This window comes from Bacillus sp. YP1 (assembly GCF_000877815.1).
GTDB classification, from domain to species: Bacteria; Bacillota; Bacilli; order Bacillales; family Bacillaceae; genus Bacillus; species Bacillus subtilis.
Genome location: NZ_CP010014.1, coordinates 3469956 through 3482296, shown reverse-complemented (window position 1 = coordinate 3482296; position 12341 = coordinate 3469956). Strand labels below are relative to the sequence as shown.

The following is a 12341-nucleotide window of genomic DNA, read 5'->3' as shown; positions in this document are numbered from 1 at the left end:
ATCAACATTCTTGTGAGAAGCGCAAAAAAACCGCAATTTTTTCTTTCGTTACACCGCATGTTGGAGGAAATACTTTTTAAAAACCACTTTTACCCTCGGCAATTTGTACAAGCAAACACATTCACCTTCCATATTCTGTTGTATCTGCGTGAGCAGTGTATTTCTGAAAAGGAAGTGAAGGTATGAGAAAAAATAAGCTTTCCTTTAAAGAAAAAGCAGGAGCAGAACAAGAAGAGTGCTTATGTTTTTGTGAGGGAGAAGCAAGCCGAGAAGCCATGTTTCAAGCACCGATTGAATTACCTGAAGGGTTTGTCGTTGATCCGGCTGAAGCTGTTGCAAACGTGACGTGGAATGCAGACAGCCTTTCTTGTGTCAGTGACCGTTGCTTAATTCAAACGGGGCCAGAGCCTGATGAGGTCGGTGTTCAATTTGCAGTGCGCCTGCAGGGAACCGTTACGCTACTCGTCAGTGTCTCACCTGTGCGAAATCAATATGGACAAGGGGACGGGGCTGTTTCCGTCATTCACAATGCAGAAATCGATCAAGTCGTCTATTATTCCGATGAACCGGATGATTGCCCGGATATCAGTGACATCACGATTGAGAACCTTGTTGTTGTTCCGCCGTTTTACGGCAGTCCTTTATCGGTGACGGGGACGATTGTGCTTGTACCGGAGCCGGAACCCGTCTACGCGTTTACAGCGAATCCAAATGATCAATCAGTTTCTGTGATTGATACAAACACCCATACTGTTGTGACAACGATTGCTCTTCCGTACAATCCGGCAGGTATTGAAATTACGCCAGATAAAAGCGCTGTGTTTGTCTTACATCCCAACAATAATGTGATTTCTGTCATCGATTATGACACATTAACAGTGACAGCAACTATATTGCTGGATCAGCCGCCTCGATTGATTAGATTTATCCCTAATCATGAGTTTGCTTATGTTTTCACCGGTACTGCCATTTATGTGATTGGAATTGATACGTTGACTGTTGAGAGGTCTATTCCTGTAGAAGGTTTTGATATTGCAATTGACCCCAATGGGTTGTTCGCCTATGTTCTTAATTTTGGGTTAGTGCAAAAAGTGGACTTATCTACCGGTGAAGTCTTAGGAACGTTTGAACGAGAGCTTATCGTATCATCCATAGAAACAGATTCTACGGAGCGGTATGCGTATGTATTAGAACAAGAATTCTTATTCAATTATTTGACGGTTATTGATTTAAATACGTTTACGATCAGGGATACCCAAGAGCTGGAGCCTGACGGGCTATATGTAATGTTTACGAGTGGATCAGAGGTGTATTTACATGACAGCTTCACTGGCAATTTATATTCTGTCAGTCCAAATGGAGCAGGCGTTATAGGAAATGTTCCGCAGTCGGCAAGAGACTTTGCGTTTACCCCGAATGGCGAGTTTCTGTATGCAACTCATGTTCTAGAACAGAGCATCACTGTTTACAACACGGATGATTACTCCGTGGAGACTGTCATATCTCTTGGGGTTTCACCGGGAGCTATTGCGATTTAATCAACTATATGTTGTGCATTTCTAAAAGGACGTGAAATCATGAAAAAGAATGATCTTTCTGCTTTACAGGAAAATTGTTTCTGTTTTTGTGATGAGGAAATTAGCCGGGAAGCGCCGTTTCAAGTGCCGATAGATATCCCTGAGGGCTTCAAGGTTGATTCGGCCGAAGCGTCAGCGGCTGTTACATGGAGTACAGACAATTTGTCCTGTATCAGTGAGCCTTGCTTAATCCAGACTGGGCCGGAACCAGAAGATATCGGTGTTCGATATGCTGTGAGAGTACAAGGGACCATTACGCTTCTTGTCAGTGTGTCGCCTGTGCGAAATCAATATGGACAAGGCAATGGGGCGGTTTCTGTGATTCATACTGAAGAGATTGATCAAGTTGTTTATTATGCAGCACAGTCTGGCCGCTGTCCTGATTTCAGTCAAATAACAGTGGAAGATCTGCTCATTGTACCGCCTTTCTACGGCAGTCCGCTTACGGTGACCGGGACACTTGTTTTACCGCCATCACCAGACCCTCAATCGTATGTGTTTACTGCCAATACTGGAGACAGCACGGTTTCGGTTATTGATGCAGATTTAAACACTGTTGTAAAAACAATCCCGTTTTCTGCTGTCCCAACTAATCTAGGCGTTACTTTCGATAAAGCATTCACGTATATCCTCCATGGAAATACCAACCTTGTCTCAGTGATTGATAATAAAACATTAACTATCATAAATACCATTACTGTTGGAGGAGGGCCGAGAAAGATCGAATTTGATCCAACAGATGAGTTCGCATACGTGATGGCCGCCGGATCTATATATGTGATTAACACGGCCTCTCAATCGGTCATTGATGTCATTCCGATACCCGGCGCTTTAGACTTTGCTCTTGATCCGAATGGACAGTATGTCTATACCGCTAATGGAAGCAGTTGGTCGGTTGATAAATATGATGCAAATACTGGGCAGTTGGTAGAAAGTATCATAGATTCATTTGAATTTCCCAGTTTAATTGCAACTCCTTACGCTGGAAATTTTGCGTACGTGTTGAATGGTGAGCTGTGGCCGAAAGGTGTAACGGAGATTAGTTTGTCACCATTAAGCAGGGGAGGGGACTTCAGCCGTTTATTTGAAACGCTGAGGACGATTGTATTTTCTCTCGATAGCACTAGAGCTTATTTTCTAGAGCCATATAGTGAACCGTTTCTCATTAATAACTTATACGTAGTTAATACGGCCAGACAGAGGATCATTGCAAACGTGTCTCTCCCCCGCGCTTTTGACCTCGCCGTAACGCCGGACAAACAGTATATTTATGCGGCACAGCCCAACGACAATGCTGTGACTGTGTACCGCACAAGTGATTATACAGCCGTGAAGGTGATTCCGGTTGGCGCGGGTCCGTCTGCGATTGCGATGTAGCTATTTATAGATCAAGAGAAGCGGTGCTGCGATAAGAGAATCGTTTATAAATAAATGATCCGATTTGTTGGATGGCACCCAGGATAATCAGAAACAGAAGTTCACTTATAGAGAAACTGAGCATCCACCAAACCCCGGCTGCTGCCAGCACTCCCGCAAACACTTTTCTGAACAGGCTGCCGTGCCGGAAAAGCTGCCGCAAATACGTTCGCATGCAAAACAATAAATACAGAATCAGTAGCATCGCAAGTCCCATTGAAAGGGCAGGGTGCGTGTGAAGGCGGAAAGGGACGGCTTTAACGATTTCGAACATGCAGCCGAATATGATGACTTGGCACAACACGGCAGCCATCACGTATGTTTGGCGGACGTTTTTATAGCTGTCACGCAGCGATTTGACGTCTTCTGCATATCGGCTGCACAAGTTGTGTTGCTGAAAGTCACAGCAGCTTTGATGAGACTGTGTGAGTTTCTGAAAAGCTGCTGTCATGTTTTTCACGGATTGGGTGACATAATGAAGATAGAGAAAAGCAGGCAGCATCAGGAGGGCAGCGGTACAAGCCAGCAGCCCGAGCCGCACAGCGTCATTGTTGATCATCTGTACATATTGGGCGGCGGCTTCGGCAACGGCCTGAACCCAGCCGAAGGAATAAGCCGCCATACCTATAAGCAGCAATAAAAGGGTAAAGACAGTGTTTTTTTTCATTGTCTGATCGCCTCTTTCTGAGAAACGTGAATGATCGCTTTGTTAGAAGATGCCATTGCATCAATGAGAGACAAGAAAACCTGCGCATCCATATCTTGAATGATGTGGTACATGTCAAGAAACGAGCAATCGCACCTGTCACACTCGGCTGCCCACTCGAAGCATTTACGCACATAATCGCTGTCATAAATGATCGCGTCTGTCAAAGAGTCCTTGCCGTATTGAAGCCAGGCGGCAACCTGTTCTTTCTTCTGTGTGACATAGTATGAAGCCACATCGATATAAGCTGAAGAATGGGTCCCTTGACTGTGAAGGATCAAGAAACCGCCATCCTCATAGATATAAGTCTCGGCTGACAAGCGATCGATTTCCAGGCGGTACGTTTGCTGAATCTCTTGAAAAAACGGTGAATCTAATTGAAATAGAATACGAGCCGCGATATCCCAATAAAGCTTTATCGACAACAGATCGTTTTGCCCGGGAAGTGCGCCGATCTGTAATCCGGTCCATGTATCTTCCATCCGCTCCTCATCACCCAGCACCATTTTTTGTGAGAGGGCTGGAGGGCATGCCGGGATGATTTTTCTTTCAGCATGATAATCCGGACGCTTTTCCAGCTGGAGGTGAGGAGGCAAAAGCGTTTCTGTATTTTCTGAGCCCCCAATCAAAAACAGCGTCATCCGATGGGCTTGGTAGGCAGCCTTATAGGCTTTTTGTAAATCACTGATGTCCAGCGCCTCAATATCTTCGATTCTGCCTGCGGGGAAAACGGCAGCTGGTGAGGAGGGAGAAAGCATGCTGATCAGCTGATAATGATATGAGAGCTGATGGTTAAGGTGTGCTGTTTGAATTTCGCTTGTAATCACAGCTTTTTCCTGAGCGACAATCTTCTTGTCAAATGAGTGGTTCCATAAAGCATCAAGCAGGATGGGAATCGTTTGTCTGAGCCGATCCGGTAATGAGGTAAACATGAAATTGGTATCGGTGTAGGTAGTGAATGCGTTTAAAAGCGCGCCATGCGCAAAAAAATCACTGTACAGATTGCGGCCGTTATGCCAGAAGAGAAGATGCTCTAAAAAATGTGCTGTGCCATACGGAAGCAGTGTATCACCGGATTCTGCCCGTATACATACATCCCGGCTTCCAAAATCGATTTTTACATTGCACAGCCGCAGGTGGGCGCGGGGGAATTTCAATCTGAATATTTTTAGTCCGCTGTCTGTGTATCTGATATCGGTTCGTTCATCCAGCTGTTGAAAAAAGGCTTTCTTTTCCATCTCTTCATCCCCTTACTACATGAGCTCCGATATAATTGATGGTCGCTATGAATTGCAATACATCACGGCATGTAACCGCTGAGATGCCATCCAGCAAGGCTTCTTTCGTGCAGGAGAAGCGGCGCAGGACCCCCATATAGGCCAATAGACCTTCGGGAGAATCGAATTGCAGCAGCAATTCATTGCGTAAAAACTGCTTTGCCTGTTCTAGTTCCCGCTCATCTGTATGAAAAGCTGAGACAGCTTCCAAAACGCGCGGGGGAATGTCTTTCTCATGAAGCTGATCTGTACATATTGAAACAAGCAGCAAATTGTTCATGACATCGTAACGGGTGATAACGTGATAGACTGCCAGATCCTTCTCTCTGAAGTGCTTGAATAAAGCGGAATGGCCGTACTTTCCCAGTAATCCGTCTATTAGCTGTATTTTGATATAATCGCTGGCATCTTTCATCTCTCCGCAGTCAAATCCGAGTGTCAAGACGGAAGGACCTGCAGCGCTGCGTGTCTCTGTTTCAAAAACATGCCGGTTTACGGGTATTCTTCCGGACGTTACAGCGGACGTTTGCGGGGCATGTCCCCGAACATCACATGCTTGTACTTGTCCCAATATGTTCAGCTGTTTTTGCTGGGACACTAAATCAACGATAAAGTCCGTTGCGTCGAGAAACCGTTTAGGATGAATCGCCTTTATCCTGTCTCTCCGGCCAAACATGCCTGTGCCGTACATCGGGTTTCCGAAGACCTCCTCAGCCAAGCGAGCCGCCGAGTAGGAGAAGGGATCAGTGAATTTCTTTTCGATTTTCAGCAGCAGCTCATTCCTGGCCTTTTCAAATGCTTCGAATGAAAGAGAAGAAGGGAAAGACAAGTCTGCAAAAGTTTTCATCAGGGCGTCAACATGAAGATTCCCGTTATATAATGGGTGAATCAAACGGGTCCCGCAGGTTTTCAGCTGCTGATCAAAAAAGAGATTCGCTGAGTACATGAAACGGCTGCCGGCAGCATAACCAAAAGCGTCAATGATTTGCTCCTTCAGGTATGCGGCGGCGCCGTAAAAATAAATCGTTTCTTCCTCAGGTTCCGCCGCGCTTTCGATCGGTTTCAGAAAGCTCGCGGCGATTGAAATAGTTGAAAATTGATGAGTCTTCAGCAGGTTAACTTCCAAGCCGTTCTCTTTTGCTTGTATCAAAGAAACCACCATCCTGTTTTTGCAGGTAATAGACTATGACCAGACCGGCTATCGGAATGACCGCCAAGGATACAGCGGTGCCGGCTAATATGGCTAAGAATAGGGGAAGACAAAACAGATAAGACCGATATTTTGAGAAACCGCTCCATAGCTGCTGCTCCGTCTGCCAGCTGAAGGAGGGCCTTTTTTCATCCGCAGTTAACCTGATATACGCTCCCGCCAGCAGCAACTCAATGCACTGCAAAAAAGTGAGAACTGAAATCGAACGGCCGCTGATGAAACCCACAATCATCACGACAAGGAGAAATCCGCCTGCCAATAGGCCTGAATAAAAGCGATATTTCGCCCAAAACATCGTTTTTCGCTTGATCGGAAGCGTGATGAGCAGCATCCGGTCATTTTTTTCAATCGAATACAAAAGGGCGATCGGCGAGCAGATGAGCAAAAGCGCGGAAATCACGATATAAATCACTTGCTGATTGAAGATGCCGGTGTTCATCATCTGGAACGAAAAGAAGCCGCTGAATACCGCCATTACCGCGTAATTTAACAGCATCGCTTTAGAAGAGATAAATCGGTTCCATTCTCTTTTGTAAAACGAAAATTCAGATCGCCGCATAAATGAATGCATCTTGCCCTGCTGCGGAGGCGCCTGCAGAAAGACAGGAAAGTCAATGACCACCGCCCACAGGATATGAACCGCGCAAAGCGGAATCGTGGCGGCCGGCATCAAAGCGGCGCTGATACATACACAGGCGAATATCGCCGCATGCAGCAGAAACATCAAGTTCTTCTTTTTGACGAAGTGGTTGCTTAGCACAACTCCGAAAATAATGGAGTAAACGGTAAAAAACGAAAACCTGCCGAGCCAAAACAATGTTTGCGCCCCTGACAGCGTTCCGTTTCCAAATAAGAACAGCGGTAAAATAAAAAAGAATAAAGTTCTTCTCAAACAGGTATCGACAAACAAAACGACACTCTGGGCGAGCCAAAAGCTCCGTGAAGAAATCGGCAGCAGGCAGCTCAGCTTCATATAAGATTCCTTCCATTGTGATGTCACGGAAAGAAACACCATATATGTGTTCATCAAAAGAAGCGCGAGTATGATATACGTTTTGCGCAACACCGATTCATCAATGCCGGCCTGGCGGATCAGCCCGATTTCAAACACGGCCAGAATGACAAGGCCTGCGGCAATGCGGATGGCGTCCTTTTTCCCTTGCCGGCTGTAAAGCTGTTTGAACAGCAAAGACATGATAGGGATTATGTTATTCATGGCCGATCACCTCGAAAAATTCCCGCCGCAGATCGGTCTCCTCTCCAATCGGAATGACCTTTTGGATCTGTTTGTTGTGAAGAATAGCCGCATAATCACAAAATCTTTGCACGACATCGAGCAGATGAGAAGAAAACAAAATGGTTCCGCCTGCTTCACAGTACTCACGCATTTTCTGATAAAAGACCTCTATCGATTCCACATCCAAACCGACGAGCGGCTCATCCAAAATAAACAGGGGAGCGCGCAGCAATAAGCCTGTCATCAATACAACCTTTTGCCTGTTCCCCAAGGACAGCTCCGAAATTCTCCTATTGATGTATTTCGAAAAATGAAAGGCCTCGGCCAAACTGGCAAACTGCTGCTCTGAAAAATCCTTTTGATAAAGCGAATGGACGAAAGACACATAGTCCTTCGCCGTAATTTCTGTAAATAGCAGCGGATAATCGGCGGCGAAGTAACGGTGAGTCTTCAGCTGATCTGATGTTTTCTGCGGCATGCCGGCCTCCGCTTCAATTCCGCACAGTGTAAAACGCCCGCTGAAATTGCGGTTCACGCCTGTCAGCGTATTAATCAGTGTCGTTTTTCCGGCGCCGTTTACCCCAAGTAACCCGTAAACGGCGCCTTTTTCTAAATGTAAATCCACTTGTTCTAAGATGACGTTGTCCCGTTCATACCAAACGGATACATCGTGTATATCCAAAATGCTCATCGCGAGTCAGCCTTCCGCGCGCGCATCCCGAACAGAATGGCAATGGCAATGAAAATCAGCGTAAACAGATAATCGCTTTTGACAAAATAGACGACTGCGCCGATGACAAAGATAAATGAAAGGATATACAGTAAAATTCTTCTTTGTGCTGGTGACAAATCGTTTCCCTCCTAAATAAGCTGGACCACGTCTTCTAATTGTTCATTTTTCGCCCAAGAGCAAATGTTTTTTCGGTGATATTTGTTAGAGTTCAGCCCTTTTAAGTAACAGCCTCCGCAATAGCCGCTGAACGGGCATTTGTCTTTCATGCAATGTTCGCTGAACCGCGGCGCTTGCGCTTGCCACAGTTTATGGACGAGAGGGGAGTTAAAGATGCTTTCATAGGAATCATGAAAAATATTTCCCAATGAAAATTCCTTTGGAAAGAGGGCGCAAGGACGTACTTCGCCGAACGGGCTGATCACAATGGACTTCCAGCCAGCGCCGCAATTTGCCGCGCGTTTTCTCTCATAGGGAATAATCGGAATCAGATCTTTAAACTCATCAATCACATTTTGCTCGTATTCCATAAACTTGCGGTGCTGCTCGGCGTCTTTCGTTGGATGGACAATATCTCTGCCTCTTCCGAAATCATCAACCCAATTGTAAGAAAACGCCTTCGCCCCGAGATCCCGAACCTTTTGGGCCATATCGTGGATTTCCCACATGTTTTTTTCGAAGACAGACATAGCGACTCTGACAAATATACCGTGGTCACTCAACAATTTTATCGTTTTACAAGTTTGGGCAAAAGAGCCTTTTCTCCCTCTAAAGGAGTCATGGACCTCGGAATTGACACTATCAAGAGAAATGCCGACGATGATTTTTTGCTTGTAAGCCTTCAAAAGCTCCAAACTCTCTTTTCGCATGAGTGTTCCGTTTGTTAAGACAGCGACTTTTTTGAACTTTTTACACACATAGTCAAGAATCTCATTGGCGTTTGGATGGACAAAAATTTCCCCACCCGTGATTTCGCATGTCAATACACCGTTATCAAACAGCATATCAGCCGTTTTTTTGAATTGCTCAATCGACACGGTGCCGAGCGCTTCAGGTGAGCTTTCCAAATAACAGTGGGCGCATTTCAAATTACAGCGGTGCGTCAGTTCAAAGGTGGCGTGCAGGGGCATCGGAAATTCATTGCTTCCGCTCGTGGTGATTGTATGGCGGCTGGCCCGGTTTCCAAGCTGAATAACCTGCTTGTTCTGGAGCATGTTGAGCATGTCGTAATACCAATCTTTATGGTCTTCCGGTGATTCATCATACACTGCACATTGCTCAGCTAAAATCTGCTCAGCTGTTTTTTGGCCATCCATGCGCATGCAGAGCTCGTAAGCCGTTTTGTTGAGATCCAAATACTCAAAGTCAGAAATGGAGACATTATCGCGCAAGTAGTCGATTTCTAACACGCCGCCCTCAGGAAGCTGGTGAACTCTTACACTTTCATTAATAAATGGAAACATCTGCTCTATAAACAAAATACCATCCCCTATACATATGATTCAAATGAAAAACGGTTGTGTATGTATATCCAAGAGGTAGATTTTAGTTAAAAATTGTAATTTACTTAAAAAGGGCATAGTAGAATGACTATGCCCTTTTGGGAGATCCTTACCCCCATAGACCGAATAGACCTGTTGCACCGGCAATTTCAAAATCAGGGATAGGACCGTCCACTAGACAAGCGGCTCCGATCGAGCATGTTGCACAACCTTTGTTTTCTACAATGACAGCTTTTTTCATAATTGAATCCTCCCTTTTTTTGTTTTTCTAGCAGATCTATGTTGTACTTTTATCTTAAAACTATCAAATTACTAATTCAATACATATATTTTGAAAAAAATGTGAAAAGGAAATGATAGATTTCGGAAAAATGTAACATTTCCTAAAGGTAATTAGTGATATGATTTTCTCTTCTATATAAGGAAATGCTTTTTATGAGGTTTATCTTCAAATCTGATGAGCAATGATGGTAAGATAGAAGCAGTTGAAGTTTACAAACCGAATGATTATACTATTCAAGTCAAAGTGGAATGATGAAAAGGACGTGTCAGAATGAAGCAAGAGACACCGATAACACTCCATGTGAAGTCTGTGATCGAGGATGACGGAAACCAAGAAGTCATCGAATTCCGCACCACCGGATTTTACTATGTAAAACAAAATAAAGTGTATCTATCTTATTATGAAGAACACGACTTAGGCAAAGTCAAAACGATTGTGAAAGTAAGCGAAGGCGAAGTCCTGGTCATGAGGTCAGGCGCTGTCAAAATGAATCAGCGTTTCGTAACGGGAGCTTCCACAATTGCTAAATATAAAATGTCATTTGGTGAGCTTGAGCTGAAAACAAGCACAAAATCGATTCAATCTGATCTCGATGAAGAAAAAGGCCGTATCAGCATCGCATATGACATGCATGTCGGAGACGAGCAGGAGCATTTACATAATATGACGATCACGTATGAGGGAGGAACTCACGCATGAACATTGCGGAACAAATGAAGGACGTGCTGAAAGAAGAAATCAAAGCGGCCGTTCTGAAAGCGGGACTGGCTGAAGAAAGCCAGATTCCCAATGTTGTTTTAGAAACACCGAAAGATAAAACACACGGCGACTACTCAACGAATATGGCGATGCAGTTGGCAAGAGTGGCAAAAAAAGCGCCGCGTCAAATCGCTGAAGAGATTGTCGCTCATTTTGATAAAGGAAAGGCTTCGATTGAAAAACTGGATATCGCCGGCCCGGGTTTTATCAATTTCTATATGAACAATCAATATTTAACAAAGCTGATTCCGTCTGTACTGGAAGCAGGGGAAGCATACGGGGAAACGAACATCGGAAACGGTGAACGAGTTCAGGTAGAATTCGTATCAGCGAATCCGACGGGAGACCTTCACCTCGGGCATGCGCGCGGGGCGGCTGTCGGCGATTCCTTGTGCAACGTGCTTTCAAAAGCGGGTTACGATGTAAGCCGCGAATACTACATTAACGATGCGGGAAACCAAATCAACAATCTGGCGCTTTCTGTTGAAGTCCGTTACTTTGAAGCGCTCGGATTGGAAAAACCGATGCCGGAGGATGGCTACCGCGGCGAGGATATCATTGCGATCGGAAAGCGTCTCGCTGAGGAATACGGTGACCGTTTCGTTAACGAAGAGGAAAGTGAACGCCTCGCGTTTTTCCGTGAATACGGCCTGAAATACGAGCTGGACAAGCTTCGCAAGGACTTGGAAAACTTCCGTGTGCCGTTTGATGTGTGGTATTCCGAAACTTCACTGTACCAAAATGGAAAAATCGACACGGCGCTTGAAGCGCTCCGCGAAAAAGGCCATGTCTATGAAGAAGACGGCGCGACTTGGTTCCGTTCCACGACGTTCGGCGATGATAAAGACCGCGTATTGATCAAGAAGGACGGCACGTACACGTACCTGCTTCCTGATATCGCGTATCATAAGGACAAGCTTGACCGCGGCTTTGATAAGCTGATCAACGTTTGGGGCGCCGATCACCACGGCTACATCCCGCGTATGAAAGCGGCAATCGAAGCGCTGGGGTATGAAAAAGGAACGCTTGAAGTAGAAATCATTCAGCTCGTTCACCTTTACAAAAACGGCGAGAAAATGAAAATGAGCAAACGGACCGGTAAAGCCGTAACGATGCGTGACCTGATTGAAGAAGTCGGCTTGGATGCCGTGCGTTACTTCTTTGCAATGCGAAGTGCAGACACCCATATGGATTTTGACTTAGATCTTGCTGTATCAACATCTAACGAAAACCCTGTGTATTATGCACAATACGCGCATGCACGTATTTGCAGCATGCTTCGCCAAGGGGAAGAGCAGGGGCTTAAACCGGCGGCAGATCTTGATTTCAGCCATATTCAATCAGAAAAAGAATACGATCTGCTGAAAACGATCGGCGGCTTCCCAGAGGCAGTGGCGGAAGCAGCGGAAAAACGAATTCCGCACCGTGTCACTAACTATATTTATGATCTGGCTTCTGCTCTGCACAGCTTCTACAACGCAGAGAAAGTCATCGACCCTGAAAATGAAGAGAAAAGCCGCGCGCGCCTGGCTTTAATGAAGGCAACGCAAATTACGCTGAACAATGCGCTTCAGCTGATCGGCGTATCGGCTCCGGAAAAAATGTAATCACGAACAAAAGGACAAAGTCTTCGGGCTTTGTCCT

At 45.4% G+C, this 12341-nt stretch carries 13 protein-coding genes; 4 read left to right on the top strand and 9 right to left on the bottom strand.

Annotated features, from left to right (window positions below):
* The first annotated feature begins 182 nt into the window (after positions 1-182).
* Both QF06_RS17125 and QF06_RS17120 read left to right on the top strand, forming a co-directional pair.
* On the top strand, positions 183-1538 hold the full coding sequence (locus QF06_RS17125; RefSeq protein WP_043940225.1) for a YncE family protein: 1356 nt from the start codon (positions 183-185) through the stop codon (positions 1536-1538).
* Between the two features lie 39 nt (positions 1539-1577).
* Positions 1578-2954 (top strand): YncE family protein, encoded by a 1377-nt coding sequence (locus QF06_RS17120; RefSeq protein ID WP_043940224.1) that lies wholly within the window; start codon positions 1578-1580, stop codon positions 2952-2954.
* Positions 2955-2958: 4 nt separating this feature from the next.
* Here the strand turns inward: QF06_RS17120 and albG are convergent, their stop codons facing one another.
* From albG to sboA, 9 genes are read right to left on the bottom strand one after another with little or no spacing between them, the layout of a single operon-like run.
* A complete protein-coding gene (gene albG / locus QF06_RS17115) occupies positions 2959-3660 on the bottom strand; it encodes an antilisterial bacteriocin subtilosin biosynthesis protein AlbG (RefSeq protein ID WP_043940223.1) in 702 nt (233 codons plus the stop codon).
* Positions 3657-4937, bottom strand: a complete 1281-nt coding sequence (locus tag QF06_RS17110; RefSeq protein ID WP_003227558.1) for a M16 family metallopeptidase — start codon at positions 4935-4937, stop codon at positions 3657-3659. The genes albG and QF06_RS17110 overlap by 4 nt, the downstream gene beginning before the upstream one ends.
* Positions 4938-4941: 4 nt before the next feature.
* The gene (albE, locus tag QF06_RS17105; protein ID WP_010886633.1) at positions 4942-6102 is read right to left on the bottom strand and encodes an antilisterial bacteriocin subtilosin biosynthesis protein AlbE; all 1161 of its coding nucleotides are present in this window, start codon (positions 6100-6102) and stop codon (positions 4942-4944) included.
* A complete protein-coding gene (gene albD, locus QF06_RS17100) occupies positions 6092-7402 on the bottom strand; it encodes an antilisterial bacteriocin subtilosin biosynthesis protein AlbD (protein ID WP_003243158.1) in 1311 nt (436 codons plus the stop codon). The genes albE and albD overlap by 11 nt, the downstream gene beginning before the upstream one ends.
* Positions 7395-8114, bottom strand: coding sequence for an ABC transporter ATP-binding protein (locus QF06_RS17095; protein ID WP_003227564.1), 720 nt, complete (start codon positions 8112-8114; stop codon positions 7395-7397). The genes albD and QF06_RS17095 overlap by 8 nt, the downstream gene beginning before the upstream one ends.
* Entirely contained in the window at positions 8111-8272 is a 162-nt protein-coding gene (gene albB, locus QF06_RS17090) for an antilisterial bacteriocin subtilosin biosynthesis protein AlbB (protein ID WP_003222006.1), read from the bottom strand. Before albB ends, QF06_RS17095 begins: the two co-directional genes overlap by 4 nt.
* Positions 8273-8284: 12 nt before the next feature.
* A complete protein-coding gene (gene albA / locus QF06_RS17085; protein ID WP_015714887.1) occupies positions 8285-9631 on the bottom strand; it encodes a subtilosin maturase AlbA in 1347 nt (448 codons plus the stop codon).
* Between the two features lie 24 nt (positions 9632-9655).
* On the bottom strand, positions 9656-9808 hold the full coding sequence (gene sboX / locus QF06_RS21555) for a bacteriocin-like protein SboX (RefSeq protein WP_010886632.1): 153 nt from the start codon (positions 9806-9808) through the stop codon (positions 9656-9658).
* A complete protein-coding gene (gene sboA / locus QF06_RS17080; protein ID WP_003222002.1) occupies positions 9765-9896 on the bottom strand; it encodes a subtilosin A in 132 nt (43 codons plus the stop codon). Before sboA ends, sboX begins: the two co-directional genes overlap by 44 nt.
* 312 nt (positions 9897-10208) lie before the next feature.
* On the opposite strand from sboA, the gene QF06_RS17075 reads away from it, so the two are divergent.
* Complete coding sequence (locus tag QF06_RS17075) at positions 10209-10637, top strand: YwiB family protein (RefSeq protein WP_003243604.1); 429 nt, start codon at positions 10209-10211, stop codon at positions 10635-10637.
* Positions 10634-12304 carry an arginine--tRNA ligase gene (argS, locus tag QF06_RS17070; RefSeq protein ID WP_015250994.1) on the top strand — a complete coding sequence of 557 codons (1671 nt, stop codon included), beginning with the start codon at positions 10634-10636 and terminating at the stop codon, positions 12302-12304. The genes QF06_RS17075 and argS overlap by 4 nt, the downstream gene beginning before the upstream one ends.
* The last annotated feature ends 37 nt before the right edge of the window (positions 12305-12341 follow it).